Below are 17,723 nucleotides of genomic sequence, written 5' to 3'. Positions count from 1 at the left end.
GGGGCACGAGGACTTTTGAGTTAGCAATTCTGAACCTCAAAACCCAACTCCCGATGAAGAACCCAACCTCCTCCCTGGCTGCCTGGCGCGGCCCCGCCGCCGCCCTCGGCCTGCTGCTTTTCCGCCTGCACCTGGGCGTGGTCATGGTCGAATCGGGCTTGCCCAAGCTGGAACCGTCCGACTGGTTTACGAGTCAGGTTGCCAACCTTGGCTTCACCTGGCCCTCGCCCGAAATGTGGGCCTGGCTGGCTGCCTGGGGCGAATTTGCCGGCGGTATTATGCTGATTTTGGGCCTGGGAACGCGCCTGGCGGCGGTTCAGCTCAGCTTTCAGTTCTTCGTTATCTCGTTTTGGTGGTACGACAAGCCGGAGTTTTTTACGGGGGTGTATGTGCAGCAGGAGCTTTTTTGGGGCTTTGTGATGCTGCTGGCTACCGGCGCCGGGTCGTGGTCGGCCGATGCGTGGCTGCGGGGCCGGACCTGGCGGCCGATGGGGCGGCAAGCTTCCATTGGCACCGCCACAGCGGGGGTGGCCGCGCTGCTGTTGCTGGCTATGCCGCTCATGGCTTGCTCGTCTTTGGGGCTTAGCGGACTGCGCTCGCAGGTGAGCATTGAAGTCGGCAAGCAGTTTGAGTTGGGCGGCACGCAGCTGCTGGGCTTCCGGGTGGCGGCGCATAACGTAGGCCCGGTGGCAGTCGAAATCAAGGAGGTAACCTCCGGTGGGCAGGTGGTGTCGGTGGGCGTGCTGCCGCCCGGCCAGCAAACCAAAGCCGTATTTGGCATGGGTTCGCGAGCAGTTATAGTCAACCTGGGCCAGCGCGAGGCGAAAATCGACGTCGACATCAGCAATGCGGCGGGCCTGAGTATGGGCTACTCAGCGGCTCAAGCTAGCGTGCTGCCGGCCGCTTCCGGTCCCGTGCCTGTCGGGACGACGGCGGGTACACTTCCCAGCGACCTGCGTTCCGATTTGACGATTGAGCCCGGCAAGCAGTTTTCGCTGGGTGGCGGCCAGCGCGGGCCGTTCAAAGTGGTGGCCAAAAACAAAGGAACGGTATCAGTGGACATCAAGGAGCAGCTCAGCGGCGGCGGCTTGATAAGCAAGGCCACGCTCCGGCCGGGCCAGGGCGGCGCGCTTCGTTTTGCTGCGGGCTCAGCGGCCGTGCTGCTGAATCCGAGTGCTGCCATCGCCCGCCTGGACCTCACCGTAACCGGTGATTTCGGCAACCTGCGCATGGCCACCGAGCAGTTGCCAAAGACCGGCAAAACTGCGGCCCCGCCCCGCCTCACCGGGGCCGAGCTGTCCGATGCGCTGGCCGACTGGCACGGCACGCTCACTTATCGGAACTACGGCACCCAGGAAACCGTGAAGCTGAACACCGCCCTGCGCGGTGAAATGAGCCGCCCCGACCAACTCCTGCTGCGCTTCGACTACGAAGAGCCCAACAAAACCCACGTCTTTGGTACCGACACCTTATATGTAGCCCCCGACGGCACCCGCGTGCGCTGGGACAATATCGATTACGCCGTGCGCAGTAAGGTTTGGCTGCCCGGTCAGGTGCTGAATGTGGTGCTCGAAGGCGCGGGGCAGGACGGCCGCCGCGCCGCCACCATCCGCAAAACCATAGTGCTGAGCCCGCGGCAATTTCTGGTCAAAAAAGAAGTGCGCTACGCGGCTAACACTGCTTTTCTGGAGCGCAACCACTACCAGTTCACGCGCTGAAAAATCTAAAGCGGTTTCGAAATGAGGAATGAGGAATTGGCCGCTGTGGCCAAACTTCCTCATTCTTCATTAAGCGAAGCGTCAATACCCCCAGCCTAACCGCCGGTACACGAAATGCAGGAGCCACAGCGGCCCGATGAGCAGAAACTGCAGGTCTTTGAGGAAGCTGGGTTTTTTGCCCTCCACCTTATGCCCCCAGAACTGGCCCACCCATGCCAGGGCGAAAATGATGAGGCAAATAGCCCACAGCGGCAGTACTGCCGTGCCCGCCACCACGCGCAGCGCTGCCGCCATCGCGGCCCACACCAGCACCATGCCCAAGGCCAGCCGGCCGCTCAGTCGCACGTAGTACCCCAGCGCCAACACCATCACCAAAGTGCCCCAATTCAGCCAGGGGCTAATATTCTGAATGGCTCCGGGCACCGGTACCGACCAGAGCAGCCCCAGCAGCGAAAACATGATGAGGGGCACGCACACCCAATGCACCAGCTTATTAGTCGGGTTCTGATGGCTTTCGCCGTATTCGGCAAGCAAAGAGGTTAGCGGCGCCATAGCGGAAAAAGGGCTGGTGAAATTGCGTGAACGGCGAGCAAAGTACCCAAAAAAAGCCATCCCGATGGGGATGGCTTTTGAAGTTTTGCAGTACAAATGTGCTAGCGCTAGGCTTTTACCTTGAACTTGGTGCGCAGGTACGTCAGGGCCTTGGCGTGGGCGCTGGCAGCGTATGCTTGGTTGAACTTTGGGTTGGATGGGTTGGCGAAGGCGTGGTCGGCGTCGTAGCTCTCGATTATTACTTTTTCGCCGGCGGCGGCCATATCCTTTTTGAACTGGGCAGCTACTTCGGGATTAATCCACTTATCCTGGCTGGCAAAAATGGCCAGTACGTCCGTATTCAACGTTTTGAGCTTGGCCACGTCCTTCTCGGGCATGCCGTAGTACATCACGCAGCCTACGCTCTGCTTGCCGCCAATCAGGGCTTGCTGCAGGCTCCAGCCGCCGCCGAAGCACCAGCCCACGCTGGCAAATTGCGCCTTCGGGCCCGCGTAGGCCTGTGCGCCTTTGAGGATGGCCACGGCGCGCTCCGATTTCACCTCGCCCATAAACTTACCGGCCTCTTCGGGCGTAGTTGCCACTTTGCCGTCGTACAAATCCACGGCGATGACATTCACGCCCGGCATTTCGGCGGCGAACGTGGCGGCTTCTTTTTTAATGTAGTCGTTCAGGCCCCACCACTCGTGAATCACGAACAGGTACTTGTTGCTGGGCGTGGCGCTTTTGATTTCGAAGCCGCGGCCCATCGTGCCGTCAGCCGTCTTGAATTCAATGTTCTGTCCTTCGCCTTTGAACTCAAACGGCAAAGGCGCGTCGTGGCCGCCCGAAAAATCCTTGTCGGCCGCCAGCATCGCAAAGGCTTCCGTGGCCGAAGCCGAAAGGTTACCGGCCGGTTTGGCACAGCAGCTGGCCATTTGTTGGGCCGATGCAGAGAAGGTCAGGCTCAAAAGCGCGACCCCGAGGGTGAGGAGTTTTTTCATTCAGAAATTGGATTGGGGAAATGATGAGCGTGCCAACCAGCTAACGCGCCGGGCCCGGCGCTCATCAAGGGACTTACTCCTCGTTTTGTTTGGCCGGAGCATCCGCGAAGCCGGTGTTTATACTGGCCCGCAGCTCGGTCAGCAAGGCGAAAAGCCCCACGTAGGTGCGGTTGAGGTAGATGAAGTGGGCCGAGCCGCGGGGTTCGCGCTGCTTTTTCAGCTCCGGGTCGGCCATCAGGTCGTCGCCCAGCGCGTAGAGACTCTTCATATAAGCCGGGTCGCCAAAGTCGAAGGTGGCTTGGCGGAAGGGCCGGCCCACCAGCTCCAGCGACACGCGCATCGTGCGCAGGTACAGGGCCCGCAACGCGGCAGGGTCGGCGGCCCGCAGTACGTTGGCTTCGGCAAGCAGGGCTTCAAGCCGGCCCTCCTCGGCGAAGGTTTCGGGGGCCAGCAGCGCCGTGAACAAGGTCAGAACATCGGCCGGTACTTCTTTCACGCAGCCGAAATCAAGCACGCCCACCGTGCCACCGTCATCGGCCCGAAGCAGGAAGTTGCCGGGGTGCGGGTCGGCGTGCACTTTGTGCAGGGTGTTGAGCTGGAATTGGTAAAAATCCCAGAGGGTTTGGCCCAGCTGGTCGCGCACTTCCTGGCTGGGATTGGTGGCCAGAAACTCCTTTAGGTGCTGGCCGGGCAGCCAGTCCATCGTCAGGATGCGGGCCGCCGACAACTCGGGGTAGTAGGCCGGAAACTGTAGGTGTGGAATGTGGGTGCAGCTTGTGGCCATTTCCTGACCGCGCCGCAGCTCCAGGGCATAATCCGTTTCTTCGAGTAGCCGGGCTTCCACCTCTTCCAGGTACGGCCGTACCTGGCTTTCGCTCAGGCCCATTACGCGCAGGGCAATGGGTTTCACGAGGTTGATGTCGGATTTGATACTGGCGGCCACACCGGGGTATTGCACCTTCACGGCTAGTTGCAGGCCGTTTTTACGAGCCATGTGCACCTGGCCGATGCTGGCGGCCTGCCGGGCGTTGGGCTCAAACTCATCAAACAAAGTGGCTGGCGACTGCCCAAATGCATCGCGAAAGGACTTTATGACCAGCGGCCCCGAGAGGGGCGGGGTTTGGTATTGGGCTTTGGCAAACTGGTCGGCGTAGGCGGTGGGCAGCAGGTTTTTCTCCATCGCCATCATCTGCGCCACTTTCAGCACCGAGCCCTTCATCTCGCTCAGGGTGCCGTAGAGCTCGGCCGCATTGGCCGCGTGCAGGTCCTCAGTGGTCGAGGTGGCACCCACGGCCCGTTTGGCGTAGTGCTTCACGTAGTTGGCGCCCACGCTGATGCCGGTTTTGGCAAATCGGGCGGCGCGGGCCACTTTGGTAGTGGGCAGCGAGGTTTGTTCGGACATTTGTGAGGTAAGCTTTAGCTGGCACCGCAGGGCCGTAAATCAGATTGGATGGTTTAATAAACGGCAAGCTGAAGCTTACCGCACGCCCTATCGGCGTACCAGAAAGCGTACGAAATCGAAGGCCGAATCCAGGGTGTTGCGGCCCACGAGGTCGAAGCTCAGGGTCACGGCTTTTTCCACGGCGGCGTCGGTTCGCTCGAAATTCACGGTGTCGTCTTTGGCAAAAAAGCCCAGCACGAACAGCACCTGCTGCCAAAAGAAGCGCGGGTAGCCCTCCTGCAACAGCGGGCGGTTGGCAATTTCGCCGCTCACCCGGCCATCGGCGAGCAGGTCAGTCACGAACACTTCAAAGTCCTGGCGGAAGTCATCGAGCACGCGCGGTGAGAGGGCCGGCACGCGGTGCAGCGAGCGGCGCAGGCTCATGAGAGCGTAGGAGCGGTTTTGCTTAAGGATTTCGAGCAGCGTGTAGTAGAACGCCAGCAGCTTTTCGCGGCTGCCGTAGCCTTCCCACACAGGCTCGGCGGCGGCAGTGGTGCGGGCCTGCTGGCCAAAATCGGCCCACAGCTCCCGGTCCACGGCCTCGAAATTGGGGTAATGCGTGTAGAACTCCTGCTCGGCGATGCCCAACTGCTGCGTGAGCTTGAACACCGATTGTGGCGGGTGGCCTTCGTTGAGCACGAAGCTGAGGTAAGCCTGTTTGATGCGGTCTTTTTCCATGCGGGTATAACCTGTTTCAGGGCCCGCAGGTTCTGGTTTGTGGCATAAGCTTCAGCTTGTGCATCGTCGCGCGAAATCCCTCAGGCGCGGCACAAGCTGAAGCTTATGCTACAGTGGCCCGCACGCTACGAGGCGGCGATGCGTGCCGTCCGAATGGCTTCCACCGACCGTTCGCGGGCAAACTTGTGGTCCACGATGGGGGCGGGGTAACTTTTGGTGCCCACTTCCGGCACCCAGCGCTTCACGTATTTCAGCTCCGGGTCGACCTGCGCCAGCTGGCTTTCCGGGCTGTGGACCCGGAACCAGGGTGCCGAAATAGCGCCGGTACCGGCCATCCACTGCCAGTTGCCCACGTTGTTGGCCATTTCATAATCGAGCAGCTTATCGGCAAAATACTGTTCGCCCCAGCGCCAATCGATGAACAGATGCTTCACCAAAAAGCCCGCTACGGTCATGCGCACGCGGTTGGGCAGGTAGCCGGTTTCGTTGAGCTCGCGCATGCCGGCGTCCACGAGCGGGTAGCCGGTGCGGCCCTCGCACCAGGCCCGGAATTCGTCCTCGTTGTTGCGGTAGGGGACGTCTCGCATCTTGGGGTCGTAGCTCTCCGTGGCGGTGTTGGGGAAATGCCAAAGCAGCATCATGAAGAAGTCGCGCCAGATAATTTCGGCCAGCAGCTTTGCGTTCAAGCCTTTGGCCTGACGCATTACCTCGCGCACGCTGAGCGTGCCGAAGCGCAGGTTCAGCGACTCGCGGGTGGTGCCGTGCTCGTCGGCGGGCGTGTTGCGGGTTTTGTGGTAGTTGCGCACGATGCTTTCGGCGGGCAGCTTCACCGGCGGGAAATACTGCTCTTTGCGCGCGAAACCCATGCTTTCCAGGGTGGGGCGCGGACCGGCTTTCTCTTTAGAAAAACTGTGCAGGTGTGCCTTTTTGAAAGCGTCAGCTGAACCGTAGGGCAGCAGCATTTCGTCGGTCAGCTTCGCCGTATAGGTTTTCAGATAAGCCCCAAATACCTTCGGAACGGTACCCGATTTGGTCATTATCTCCTCCTTGGCAAAGACAACCTGGTCTTTATAGGAGTGGAACTCCACGTCGTGCTTCTTCAACAGCTTACCCACGGCCGCATCGCGCTTGGTGGCGTAGGGCTCGTAGTCCTCGTTGGTGTGCACGGCCGCCACTTCAAATTCCTTCAGCAGCGTTTCCAGTACGGCCAGCGGCGCACCGTAGCGCGCCAGAAAAGTGCCGCCGGCTTTCTCGGTTTCAGCCGCCAGCTTTTCCACTTCATCGTAAATGAACGTGAGTCGGGCATCAGCTTTTTCGGGCAGATGGTCCAGAATTTCCTTATCGTAAATGAACAGCGGCACTACGGGCAGGCCGCTGGCCAGCGCCGCTGCCAGGCCCGCATTGTCGTGGGTGCGCAAGTCGCGCCGGTGCCAGAAGAGACAGATTTTCATGCTTCGGTAATTGTCAGTTGCTGGTTGTTAGTTATCAGTTGCAGATAGGCCGACTCATGGGTCTAACAACTGATAACTAACAACCAGCAACTAAAACCCTATTTTAATTTGCCCATGCCGCCATCCACGGCCAACACCTGCCCGGTGACGAAGGCACTGTGGTCGGAGAGCAGGAACGACGCCGTGTAGGCCAAATCCTGGGGCTGGCCGATGCGCTGCAAGGGGTGGCGCTTGCCGCCGGCTTCCACTTTTTCGGGCGTATTAAGTAGCGCGGCGGCCAGCGGCGTGTTGGTGAGCGAGGGCGCAATGCAGTTCACGCGCACGCCGCTGGGCGCATATTCGGCCGCCAGGGCCCGCGTGAGGCCTTCCACGGCGGCCTTCGCCGTAGCAATGCTGGCGTGAAAGCTCATGCCCGTATCGGCGGCCACGGTGCTGAACAATACCACGGAAGCCCCGCCCTCGGCCTTTTTCAGACGCTTGATGGTGGCTTGCAGCACCCGCACCGCGCCCAGCACGTTGAGGTCGAAATCGGCCTGAAAATCCTCGGTGGGAATGCGCTCGAAGGGACGCAGCTTGATGCTGCCGGGGAAGTAGGCCACGCCGTGCAATACGTCGGGCAGACCGTCGAAAGCCGTGCCCACGGGCTGGGTCGCGTCGTAGGCTATGTGCGTGGTGCCCAGTTCTTCCAGCTCCGGCGAAAGGTGCCGCGACGCCGTGAACAGATTGACCTGAAGCTTGCTGAGCAGCTGCGCCGTGGCCAGGCCAATGCCCGAAGAAGCGCCAATGAGGAGGATGTTTTTGTCGGTGAAATCCATGCGGAGGAAGTGTTGCGGTTGCGTGGGGAATGCTCTGCTAACCCCAATTATGGACGCTTGTTTTGTAAATGAAGGGACCGTACGAATCAGAAATTAAATGGAGATGCCTGTCGATTGCAACAGCAGGCTTTTTCCGTGCTTGCGGCCGAGATGCTTCAACAAGCCCAGCAGTACAGTCAGAAACTTAGCGGTTTGACTGATTCAGATGTAGGTTCAAGGTGTAAAAAATTGATATTGTAATGGTTGACTACGGAAGCTGCAGCTGTTGTCGGGCCCTGAATTCTCTGATGACGGGCTGCAAACGATTGGGGGAAGTGCCATGCGCGGCCTGTGGCGTAATTTCGCCGTACGCGCGGCCATCCCACCACTCATTTTATGAACATAACCAAACTTCTTGTTGCCAATCGGGGCGAAATTGCCATTCGCGTAATGCGAGCGGCTACGGAGCTCAACATTCCCACCGTTGCCGTCTATACCTACGAGGACCGGTACTCGCTCCACCGCTACAAGGCGGACGAGGCCTACCAGATTGGCCGCGACGACGACCCGCTGAAGCCCTACCTCGACATCGAAGGGCTGATTCGCATCGCTAAAGCCAACGGCGCCAACGCCATCCACCCCGGCTACGGCTTCCTGAGCGAGAATGCCACGCTCTCGCGCCGCTGCGCCGAAGAAGGCATCGTCTTCATCGGCCCCCGGCCCGAGGTCATGGAAGCCCTCGGCGACAAGGTGCGGGCCAAGGAAGTGGCCAAGCAGTGCCAGGTGCCTCAAATTGAGAGCAGCGAGGCCGAGCTGGTCGATTTCGAAACCGCCAAAACCGAAGCCAACCGCATCGGCTACCCCGTGATGCTGAAAGCGGCCAGCGGCGGCGGCGGCCGGGGCATGCGCATCATCCGCGACAACGACCAGCTGGAAAAAGGCTTTTTTGAGGCCCGAAATGAGGCGTTGAATGCCTTCGGCGACGACACCGTGTTCCTGGAAAAGTACGTGGAGCGCCCCAAGCACATCGAAGTGCAGCTCGTGGGCGACCAGCACGGCAACCTCGTGCACCTCTACGAGCGCGACTGCTCGGTGCAGCGCCGTTTCCAGAAAGTGGTGGAAGTGGCGCCCGCCATGAACCTGCCCGACCACCAGCGCCACCTGCTTTACGAGTACGCGCTGCGCATTGGCCGCGCCGTGGGCTACGACAACGTGGGCACCGTGGAATTCCTGGTGAACCCCGAGCAGGACCGCATCTACTTCATCGAAGTAAACCCCCGCATCCAGGTCGAGCACACGGTGACGGAGATGATTACGGGCGTGGATTTGATTAAAACCCAGATTTACATCGCCGCTGGTTACAACCTGAAAGACCCCGAAATTGGCCTCGGACCGGATGTTAAGCCCTTGCGCGCCGGTTTCGCCATCCAATGCCGCGTAACCACCGAAAACCCCGAAAACGACTTCAAGCCCGACTACGGCACCATCGTGGCCTACCGGGCGGCCGGCGGGTTCGGCATCCGGCTCGACGAGGGCTCGGTGTACCAGGGCGTGGTGGTGTCGCCCTTCTTCGATTCGATGCTGGTGAAGGTGTCGGCTCACGCGCCCACCCTGCAAGGGGCGGCCCAGAAAATGCTGCGCAGCCTCGACGAGTTCCGGGTGCGCGGCGTGCAAACCAACATTCAGTTTCTGAAGAACATCGTTGGAAATCAGGATTTCCAGTCCGGCCAGGCCAATGTTGATTTTATTAAGGACACGCCCTCGCTCTTCAAGTTTGAAACCCGGCAGGACCGCGCCACGCGCATGCTCGGCTACATTGGCGAGGTGGTGGTGAACGGCAATCCGGACGTAAAAAACCTGCTCGACCCGCGCCACAACCCGCGCCGGCCCGTTTTGCCCAACTCCGACCACACCGACCCCGCGCCCGGCACCAAGCAAAAGCTGCACGAGCTGGGCCCGGAAGGCTTCTCGAAGTGGCTACGCGACGAGCCCCTGATTCACTACACCGACACCACCCTGCGCGACGCCCACCAAAGCCTGCTGGCCACCCGCATGCGCACCTGGGACATGCTGAAAGTGGCCGGCGCCTACGCCCAGCAGCATCCGCAGACCTTTTCGCTCGAAGTTTGGGGCGGCGCTACGTTCGACGTGGCCCTGCGTTTCCTGCACGAAGACCCCTGGGAGCGGCTGGCCAAGCTCCGTGAAGCCATTCCGAACATTTTGCTGCAAATGCTCATTCGCGGGGCCAACGGCGTGGGCTACAAGGCCTACCCGGATAACCTCACCGAACGTTTTGTGCAGCAGGCGGCCGAAACCGGCGTGGACATCTTCCGCATTTTCGACTCACTGAACTGGCTCAAGGGCATGGAATCGTGCATCGGGTTCGTGCGCAACAAAACCGACCGGCTGGCCGAAGCCTGCATCTGCTACACCGGCGACATTCTGGACCCCAGCCGCACCAAATACACGCTCGACTACTACCTGAAGCTGGCCAAGCAACTCGAAGACGCCGGGGCGCACATCCTCTGCATCAAGGACATGGCCGGCCTGCTGAAGCCTTACGCCGCCACCGAGCTGATTGCCGGCCTGCGCGACACCGTGAAGCTGCCCATCCATCTGCACACCCACGACACGTCGTCGTTGCAGGCCGCAACCTACCTGAAAGCCGTGGAAGCCGGCGTTAATGTCATCGACGTGGCGATGGGCGCGCTGTCCGGCCTCACCTCGCAGCCCAACTTCAACTCGGTGGTGGAAATGCTGCGCGGAACGCCGCGCCACCGCGAGTTCAACCAGCAGTCGCTCAATGAATTCAGCAACTATTGGGAGGCGGTGCGCGAAATGTATTACCCCTTCGAGTCGGGCCTGAAAGCGGGCACCTCGGAGGTGTTTCAGCACGAAATTCCGGGCGGGCAGTACTCCAACCTGCGCCCGCAGGCCTCGTCGCTGGGCTTGCTTGACAAGTTTGAGGAAGTGAAGCAGCGCTTTGCCGATGTGAACGACATGTTCGGTGACATTGTGAAGGTGACGCCCAGCAGCAAAGTGGTCGGCGACATGGCCCTGTTCATGGTCTCCAACGGCCTCACGCCCGCCGATGTCATGGAAAAGGGCGAAACCCTGAGCTTCCCCGAATCGGTGCGCGACCTGTTCCGCGGCGACATCGGCCAGCCCGAAGGCGGCTGGCCCGCCGAGCTCCAGAAGCTGATTCTCAAGAACGAAGCTCCATTCACAGACCGGCCCAACGAGCATTTGGCGCCCATCGATTTCAAGAAGGAGTGGAAGGGTTTCCAGGTGAAATTCCCCGGCGCCAAGTTCACCGATATGCTGTCTTCTCTTCTCTATCCCAAGGTGTTTGAGGAGTATTGGGCGCACCGCGTCAAGTACGGCAACGTGAGCAAGGCCCCGACTTCGGTGTTTTTCTACGGCCTCAAACCCGGCGAAGAAACCATTATCGAAATCGCCAAAGGCAAGTCGGTTATCGTGGGCCTCGAATCGGTGGGTACGTTGAACGAGGACGGCTGCCGCACTATTTTCTTCACCCTCAACGGCCAGACCCGCAACCTGCAGGTGCGTGACCAGTCGGTGACCAGCACCAAAATCAGCAACGCCAAGGCCGACAAGGCCAACCCGCGCCAGGTGGGCGCCCCGCTGCAAGGCATGCTGAGCAAAATTCTGGTGAAACCCGGCCAAAAAGCCACCAAAAACACCCCGCTTTTCGTCATCGAGGCCATGAAGATGGAAACCACCATCACCGCGCCCAAGGACGTGGTAATTGAGAGCATCACCCTAACCGAAGGCAGCCGCGTGGGCGCCGACGACCTAGTGCTGACTTTGGCATAGTATTTCCGTAACAAGCCTAAAAAGCAAGTCCCGTTTCTTCCTTAATTGGAGGAAACGGGACTTGCTTTTTGCACTCATCAAGTAGAAGTGCAAGAAGTGACTGTATTCAATTTCGCGATGCTTCGGCTGCGCTCGGCATGACAGCCTGGAAGCTAATTTAACTTTTGAGCTCTTATCAGCTGCCAAGCTAGAATCACTCACACAACGAACCCATCTGATTGAGCAGCAATAAATAATTGCTATTACGCATCCATAAGCTGGCGCGCGTCTCCGACGCGTTGCCGATTGGCTTCGAGCCTCCGGCTCGGACGTGCACTAACGTTGCATACATCCCATACGACCCGAGCCAGAGGCTCGAAGCCAATCGGCAACGCGTCGGAGACGCGCGCCAGCTCTGCATAACAGTAGTAAATATGCAGATAGCTTATTTGCCCAGTTTCACCACCATGCCCGCGCCCAGCAGACCGGTGCCGCTGGCCGCGCCGCCCAGCACGCGCCCGGCGTTCACATCGAGGCGAATCTGGGGCAGGGGCTGCCAGTACAGGCCGGCCGTGGTGCCGCTGTTCAGGGTGCCGCGCCCGCTACCGTAGGCTTCCACGAAGAAGCCAGTTTTAGCAGTGATGGCGCCGTTCAGGGCCAAAGAGCCCAGGAACAGGCCTTTGGAAATGTCGGCCACCGTCAGGCCGGGCTGGCTGAAACCGAGGTTGGCTTCCAAACCGTAGCGCTGGCCCAACTGCTGGCTGACCAGCAGCCGGCCACTGGGCGCCAGGCCTTTCACGGCTAATTCCTTGCTGCCGGTGCCCGGCATGGCCGATTCTACGAGCAGCGCCACTTGGGTGCGGGTGTCGTAGTTGGGCGAAATCATGAATTTTGCTCCCACCACCATCGGCGCCCAACCCGCGCCAATTTGTGAGGTGCCGGCTTCGTTCTGCGGCTGCACGTAGCGGTTCAAATAAGGTTGGGTAATACGCAGCTCCATGCTGTTGAAGAACCCGACGCGCAGCGTGGCGCCGCTAGTGGACAAATGCTCTCCCAGCTTGGGCGTCAGGCGCTGGGTGCCGGCTTCTAGCTGAAAGCGGCCGGGGCGCAGCACCTGCGCGGTGATGGTTTGGCCGGGGCGGTCGGCACGAATGTTTCGCACGAAAGGGGCATCAACATTGGGGTTGTTTTCTTCCGGCGTGTTCTGGGCCAGGGTGAGGCCGGGGGTGCTCAGTAGAGCGCCAACGGCCAACAGAGTGGTCTTTCGCATGAATCCTAGACCCGCGCCGCTCCGGCATGGTTCATATTATTATATTTTCTGTCCGTTTTTATTGAAATAATAATATTTAATTGACGCAAAGTTATTGAACCAATCAAATAATGCTGTCAACTAGCACTTCGATTGAACCCATTCTCACCAACCCCAGTCAGGCTGTGCTGAGAACGAGTCGATTTTCGATAATGCGGGTGAGGTGCCGGTTGCGGAATTGGTTTGAAAGCTGCTGCTACCGGGCCAGGCTTATGTTTGCGCTGCCAAATTGCACTCCGCCCAAAATTGGGTTTGGCGTTCAATGGCGCACTTCTTTCCACGTCCCAGCTTCCCGCTATGAAACGTTGCCTGTTCACTATCACCTTGGCCCTGGCCGCGCTTGGAGCCACTGCCCAGAATCGTAAAGCCGCCAAACGTGTCGAATCTGTGCAGGTTTCGGCCCTTACGGTGGCGCGGGTGGTGACTACCTTGGCGGCCGATGACATGCAGGGCCGGGGCACCGGCCAGCCCGGCGGGGTCAAAGCTGCACAATTTTTGGCGGCTGAATTCCAGCGCATTGGCTTGCAGCCTATGCCGGGTGCTACCGGCTTCGAGCAAGTGTTTTCCGTATATGAGTCGCGGGTAACTTCCCTGAGCGCAACTCTGAACGGGGCGGCCGTACCGGCCGATAAAGCCCTGCTTTTCTCGAACCAGCCCGCGTTGGACTGGACGAACCAAACGCCAGCCGTTGAAGTGCTGACGATTGGGCCCGAGGAGAAGCCAATGGAATTCGTGGGGCGCATCATGCGGCCAGGCCAAAACCTGCTGGTGTTGCTCGATCCAGCCCACGCCGACGTATTCAAGCGCCTGCAAAACGCCAGCCGTCAGGCCCGGCTGCGGGCCACCGAGGCCGGTAATACGTATTCAACTGTGCTGATTATGGCCGCTCCGGCGGCTGCAAAGCCAGTTTTTATCGTGCAGGGCAAAACCCAGCAGCGCGTGGTGGAGCTGCGCAATGTGGTGGGCGTGCTGCCCGGCCGGGATTCGGCCCGGGCGCGGGAGAAAGTGGTTTTTTCGGGCCATTACGACCATTTGGGCATCATTAAGCCCAACATAGCCGGCGACTCCATTGCCAACGGCGCCGACGATGATGCCAGCGGCACCACCGCCGTGGTGGCCTTGGCCGAGTACTTTAAGCAGCGTCAGGACAACGCCCGCCCGCTCATCTTTACGGCTTTCGCGGCTGAGGAAGTGGGCGGTTTTGGCGCCCGTCACTTCTCGCAACAGCTCGACCCCAATCAGGTAGTTGCCATGTTCAACATCGAAATGATTGGCAAGGGGGCCAAGTTTGGCCCCCGCACGGCCTTCATTACCGGCTTCGATAAATCTGACTTTGGCGCCTTGCTGCAAGCCAATCTGACGGGCAGCAAATTCCGGTTTGAACCCGACCCATACCCCGAGCAAAATCTGTTCTACCGCTCCGATAACGCCACGTTGGCCAAGCTTGGCGTGCCGGCCCACACCATCAGCAGCGACCAGATTCCGGATGACAAGCTGTACCACTCCGTGGACGACGAGGTGGAAAGCCTGAACCTGCCCAACATGACAGCCATAATCCAGGCTATTGCTCAAAGTGCCCGCGGCATTGTGGCTGGCCAACAAACGCCTACTCGCATCGCGCCCGAACCAGCGCCCACCAAACCGTAATCAGGTTCGCATAGGGGCAATAAGTTGCCCGATGCGTGCGAGCTCAGCTGTGATTTCGCGGAAAAACGGCCGCGCGGCAACGTTCGGTTGCGCGCATCGTTGCCTCAAGGCATGCAGCGCTGCAACTGTTGCCTGAGCCGCCGGGCTTACCTCGCAGTGCGCTAGTAATTCCTCCAGCAGACACGAAAATGCCCGTGCTTCCAGCTGCTGCCAGGCCGGGCTGGTTTCAGGGTCAGGAAAGGAGAAGAAGCTGGCCGCCCCAAAATCACCCAGCAAAGCCTCGCCCGTAGCCGTGGCCAGCACGTTGTGTGCATACAAGTCGCCATGCAGAATCCCCCGCTCGTGGAGGTGTTGGGTGGCTGCCGCGATGCCCTGGGCAGTGCGCACGACTGTTTCAATTGTGAAGGAAGTGCCGGGCGCGTAAACGTCACGCGTACAGGTGGCCAGGCTTGGCGGGCCGGCCAGGTTGCCAAAAGACGGGCTTATCAGTTCCAGCACCAGGCCCTGGGCCTGGGTCGGATGCTGGCTCACCCGGCCCGCTACCCCAATCAAATGGGGGTGGCCCCCCGCGCTGATGCAGGCCGCCATCTCGCTCTGCGGCAAGCCGTCGCTAGTCAGCGCGCCTTTAAATAGCTTAACGGCCATAGCTTCGGGCGCCGCTTCGTGGCGATGCCAGCGCGCCCGGTAAATCACGCCGGATGCTCCTTCGCCCAACTGCTCCTCTATTGCGAGGCGATTCCAAGGGATGTCGGTAATCGATTTATTATTAGTAACATCAACTTCGGCCTGCGCGCAAAACGGGTTGCCCGCGTAAGCCAGCCAGGCCAGCCTGGGCAAGGCGAGCAGCCAGGTGGGTAGCTCGGTGAGGCGGTTGGCGGCGATGCGCAGCAGTTCCAGGCTGGTACAGTTGGCCAGCGTTTCGGGCAGCGCGGTGAGGCGGTTGCCGGCTAGCATCAGCTTCTGTAGCCGCGTGCAATTACCGATTTCGGCGGGCAATTCTTCCAGCTGGTTATCGCTGAGGATGAGCCAGCGCAGGGCGGGCGTGAGGGCAGCGGCCGGTAGCGTGCGGATGCGGTTGGCCTTGAAGCCCACCATTTGCAGCGCGGGGCACTGGCCCAGCACGGCGGGTACTTCACTAAACTGATTATCGGAGCAAAACAGCACCTGCAAGCGGTGCAGCCGGCCCAGGTCGTCGGGCAGGGAGGTGAGGGCGTTACCCGAAAGGTTGAGGACTTCGAGCGTATCGGCGAGGGCGAATATTTCGCGGGGAAATTCAGTGAGGCCAGCGCTTAAATCAAGGCGTTTGAGGCCGTGGAGCTGGCCGCCGCGCAGTTGGGCAAGGGTGTGCATGGGCGCAAAGGTCGGGCGGTTTGCAGTTGAGCGGAAAGGAAAAGAACGTCATGCTGCGCGCAGCGCCCAGCATGACGTTCCCTTAGCTCACCCCCAAAGGGCCCTAATAGCTCTCCTTCCGGAAGCCCCAGCTGCGCAGCTCCGCCTCGAATGTGTCCGGAAAATTGGCTTTCAGGGCGTATACCACGGCTTGCAGCACCTTGCGCAGCTCCCCCTTGGCGGCGTCTTTCCGGCTCACCGACTTGCTCACTTTGCCGGCCAGGCCGTCGGTCTGGCCCAGCAGGGTTTTGTACTCATCGAAACGGGTTTGCCAGTAGGCAGTGCCGTAGTCGCGGGCGGCAAAGGGGGCGGCGGCCACGCTGGGCAGCAGCAGGTCGCGCAGGGCCTTGAGGCGCTCGTTGCGGTCGGCACTCAGGGCATAGCCGCCGCTTTTGCGCGCTATCAGGCCGAAGCCGGGCAGGCGGGCATCGGTGCGGGCTTTGTCGTAGCCGCTGTCCTCGTTGAGGTATTTTTTCAGAATGCGCAGGCCCTCGTCGAACTGGTCGTCCAGCTCCTGCAAGCGCTGGCTTTGCGGAGTGCGGGCGGCGGCGGCCCCGCGCTTTTCGGTGATGGCCGTGCCAAACTCGGCCGCCAGCTTGGCAAAATCGGCCTGGGTTTTCCAGCGCAGCGCAAACCATGTTTCCTTGCCCCAGGCCTCGGCCACAAGCCGGCCCACCTCGGCCAGCGGGCCGTCTTTCTTGGGGATGAGCAGTTTGGGGTTCACCACCGCATCGGTGGGGGTAGGGGGGGCGGCCGAAGCGGGCGTGGTAGGCTGGTCTGTCATGGGATAAAAAGGAAACAGGATGGGGTGAAAGATGCCGCAGGAACACGGCCGGGCTAAGGTGCGGAGAAATTCCGAGGGGGCAAAATTCCCCGTAACCTTCTGCAGTTTAGTGCGCCCGCAGCCGGCGCGGCGCTCCACGCCCTTGGTCTGCCGGTGCCAGGGGCCGGCGCGGCCTTCAACGGCACCCGACTCGCGGTGACAAGTCCCGTCGAGCCCCTCAACGGCCTTTGGCACCCCGCGCCGGGTGCTCCCGAGGTTCTCAACTGCTCCCAACTCCAGGCAACAAGGGCCGTCGAGGATTTTTCTGGGGTGGGTGGCCCGCTCTCCTATCTTCGCCCCACGCGTAGGTAGTCCCCGGCCAGCCGTTGCCTTTAAAAAGGCGAACCCCCGGCGGGGTGCAATTCAAATTGTCGCTAGGCCTCTCTTGCGGGATTGAAGGGTTCAATTTGCTGTCGCACCAGTTGCCATCGGTTACTCATGGCGCAGACGCGCAGGGTCAAGACGCGTTGGGCGCCGTTTTTGCCCCAGCGTTGGCCCGCCCGCTTCATGCGGCGTTGCATCACCGTGCGGTGGGCGGCCTCAATGGCACCCGAGCCAATCAACAAGCCGCGTTTGCGGTAGGCTTTGTAATCCATCCGGTCGCGGTTGGCTTCGAGGTAAGCACAGACCGATTCGCACAGGGCCGGGGCGATGGCGAGCTGCTTTAGATGGGCTAAGACATGGTCTAATTTACTGTCCAGCAGTAGCTTGCGTTGTTCTTTAAACCAGCCGGAAGCCGCTTTTCCGCTCCCCCAACACGCCTTGCCGGCCTGGCCAATGTGTTCCATGGCATGGTAGAAGTCCAAAATCAGCGTGGCCCGGGGACAGGTTTTTTCGATGAACTGGCGCAGCCAAATGGCCCCGTCGCTGATAAAAACCAGGTCGCGCCCCTGGTCTTTGTAGGGGGCGAGTTGCGCCGCAAATTTGTCCCCAAACGCGGCTGCCGTCCCCAGATGGCCCACAAAAATCGACGCGGCAATGTGCCCGCCGCGCTCCTCGACCACGCTCGTTTGCAAGGCCGTCGCGGCAAAAATGCGGCCCAACTTGGCTTCCTTGTACCCCTCGTCGGTGAGCAGCATCGCCCCGTCGGCCTGCGCATAGACGATGCCCGCTGGGGCGGCTTCA

The 17,723-nt window shown here is 60.5% G+C and carries 12 protein-coding genes and 1 pseudogene; 3 read left to right on the top strand and 10 right to left on the bottom strand.

Features of this window, described 5'->3' with window-relative positions:
• The first annotated feature begins 53 nt into the window (after positions 1–53).
• Entirely contained in the window at positions 54–1,718 is a 1,665-nt protein-coding gene (locus tag GM79_RS23495; protein ID WP_051719188.1) for a DoxX family protein, read from the top strand.
• Positions 1,719–1,799: 81 nt separating this feature from the next.
• Here GM79_RS23495 and GM79_RS21895 read toward each other — a convergent pair whose 3' ends face one another.
• The 6 genes from GM79_RS21895 to GM79_RS21870 all read right to left on the bottom strand — a co-directional run bounded on the left by GM79_RS21895 (position 1,800) and on the right by GM79_RS21870 (position 7,635).
• On the bottom strand, positions 1,800–2,270 hold the full coding sequence (locus GM79_RS21895) for a DUF962 domain-containing protein (RefSeq protein WP_035568132.1): 471 nt from the start codon (positions 2,268–2,270) through the stop codon (positions 1,800–1,802).
• Between the two features lie 107 nt (positions 2,271–2,377).
• Positions 2,378–3,250: a dienelactone hydrolase family protein gene (locus GM79_RS21890; RefSeq protein ID WP_035568051.1), complete on the bottom strand. Its 873-nt coding sequence runs from the start codon at positions 3,248–3,250 to the stop codon at positions 2,378–2,380.
• Between the two features lie 73 nt (positions 3,251–3,323).
• Positions 3,324–4,652 carry an ABC1 kinase family protein gene (locus GM79_RS21885; protein ID WP_035568050.1) on the bottom strand — a complete coding sequence of 443 codons (1,329 nt, stop codon included), beginning with the start codon at positions 4,650–4,652 and terminating at the stop codon, positions 3,324–3,326.
• 87 nt (positions 4,653–4,739) lie between these two features.
• On the bottom strand, positions 4,740–5,369 hold the full coding sequence (locus GM79_RS21880; RefSeq protein ID WP_035568049.1) for a TetR family transcriptional regulator C-terminal domain-containing protein: 630 nt from the start codon (positions 5,367–5,369) through the stop codon (positions 4,740–4,742).
• A gap of 125 nt (positions 5,370–5,494) precedes the next feature.
• Complete coding sequence (locus tag GM79_RS21875; RefSeq protein WP_035568048.1) at positions 5,495–6,820, bottom strand: cryptochrome/photolyase family protein; 1,326 nt, start codon at positions 6,818–6,820, stop codon at positions 5,495–5,497.
• Between the two features lie 98 nt (positions 6,821–6,918).
• Positions 6,919–7,635, bottom strand: coding sequence for an SDR family NAD(P)-dependent oxidoreductase (locus GM79_RS21870; protein ID WP_035568047.1), 717 nt, complete (start codon positions 7,633–7,635; stop codon positions 6,919–6,921).
• A gap of 375 nt (positions 7,636–8,010) precedes the next feature.
• On the opposite strand from GM79_RS21870, the gene GM79_RS21865 reads away from it, so the two are divergent.
• Positions 8,011–11,451 carry a pyruvate carboxylase gene (locus GM79_RS21865; protein ID WP_035568046.1) on the top strand — a complete coding sequence of 1,147 codons (3,441 nt, stop codon included), beginning with the start codon at positions 8,011–8,013 and terminating at the stop codon, positions 11,449–11,451.
• 424 nt (positions 11,452–11,875) lie between these two features.
• Here the strand turns inward: GM79_RS21865 and GM79_RS21860 are convergent, their stop codons facing one another.
• Positions 11,876–12,700 carry a transporter gene (locus GM79_RS21860; RefSeq protein WP_152560139.1) on the bottom strand — a complete coding sequence of 275 codons (825 nt, stop codon included), beginning with the start codon at positions 12,698–12,700 and terminating at the stop codon, positions 11,876–11,878.
• A 336-nt stretch (positions 12,701–13,036) separates the two neighbouring features.
• Between GM79_RS21860 and GM79_RS21855 the strand changes: the two genes are divergently transcribed.
• The gene (locus tag GM79_RS21855) at positions 13,037–14,386 is read left to right on the top strand and encodes a M20/M25/M40 family metallo-hydrolase (protein ID WP_035568041.1); all 1,350 of its coding nucleotides are present in this window, start codon (positions 13,037–13,039) and stop codon (positions 14,384–14,386) included.
• Here GM79_RS21855 and GM79_RS21850 read toward each other — a convergent pair whose 3' ends face one another.
• The 3 genes and pseudogenes from GM79_RS21850 to GM79_RS25670 all read right to left on the bottom strand — a co-directional run.
• Positions 14,387–15,736: a leucine-rich repeat-containing protein kinase family protein gene (locus tag GM79_RS21850; RefSeq protein ID WP_035568039.1), complete on the bottom strand. Its 1,350-nt coding sequence runs from the start codon at positions 15,734–15,736 to the stop codon at positions 14,387–14,389.
• Between the two features lie 103 nt (positions 15,737–15,839).
• Positions 15,840–16,559, bottom strand: a complete 720-nt coding sequence (locus GM79_RS21845) for a hypothetical protein (RefSeq protein ID WP_035568038.1) — start codon at positions 16,557–16,559, stop codon at positions 15,840–15,842.
• Positions 16,560–16,972: 413 nt separating this feature from the next.
• A pseudogene (locus tag GM79_RS25670) lies at positions 16,973–17,723 on the bottom strand (ISLre2 family transposase); the annotation flags it as partial.

Source organism: Hymenobacter sp. IS2118 (genome assembly GCF_000715495.1).
GTDB lineage: Bacteria > Bacteroidota > Bacteroidia > Cytophagales > Hymenobacteraceae > Hymenobacter.
Note: the sequence above shows the minus strand (reverse complement) of the source record. Positions and strands in the feature narration are given on the sequence as shown.

Excerpts from the sequence above, each read along its gene's own strand:
- GM79_RS23495 (WP_051719188.1), top strand. The coding sequence starts at position 54 with ATGAAGAACCCAACCTCCTCCCTGGCTGCCTGGCGCGGCCCCGCCGCC.
- GM79_RS21895 (WP_035568132.1), bottom strand. The coding sequence starts at position 2,270 with ATGGCGCCGCTAACCTCTTTGCTTGCCGAATACGGCGAAAGCCATCAG.
- GM79_RS21890 (WP_035568051.1), bottom strand. The coding sequence starts at position 3,250 with ATGAAAAAACTCCTCACCCTCGGGGTCGCGCTTTTGAGCCTGACCTTC.
- GM79_RS21885 (WP_035568050.1), bottom strand. The coding sequence starts at position 4,652 with ATGTCCGAACAAACCTCGCTGCCCACTACCAAAGTGGCCCGCGCCGCC.
- GM79_RS21880 (WP_035568049.1), bottom strand. The coding sequence starts at position 5,369 with ATGGAAAAAGACCGCATCAAACAGGCTTACCTCAGCTTCGTGCTCAAC.
- GM79_RS21875 (WP_035568048.1), bottom strand. The coding sequence starts at position 6,820 with ATGAAAATCTGTCTCTTCTGGCACCGGCGCGACTTGCGCACCCACGAC.
- GM79_RS21870 (WP_035568047.1), bottom strand. The coding sequence starts at position 7,635 with ATGGATTTCACCGACAAAAACATCCTCCTCATTGGCGCTTCTTCGGGC.
- GM79_RS21865 (WP_035568046.1), top strand. The coding sequence starts at position 8,011 with ATGAACATAACCAAACTTCTTGTTGCCAATCGGGGCGAAATTGCCATT.
- GM79_RS21860 (WP_152560139.1), bottom strand. The coding sequence starts at position 12,700 with ATGCGAAAGACCACTCTGTTGGCCGTTGGCGCTCTACTGAGCACCCCC.
- GM79_RS21855 (WP_035568041.1), top strand. The coding sequence starts at position 13,037 with ATGAAACGTTGCCTGTTCACTATCACCTTGGCCCTGGCCGCGCTTGGA.
- GM79_RS21850 (WP_035568039.1), bottom strand. The coding sequence starts at position 15,736 with ATGCACACCCTTGCCCAACTGCGCGGCGGCCAGCTCCACGGCCTCAAA.
- GM79_RS21845 (WP_035568038.1), bottom strand. The coding sequence starts at position 16,559 with ATGACAGACCAGCCTACCACGCCCGCTTCGGCCGCCCCCCCTACCCCC.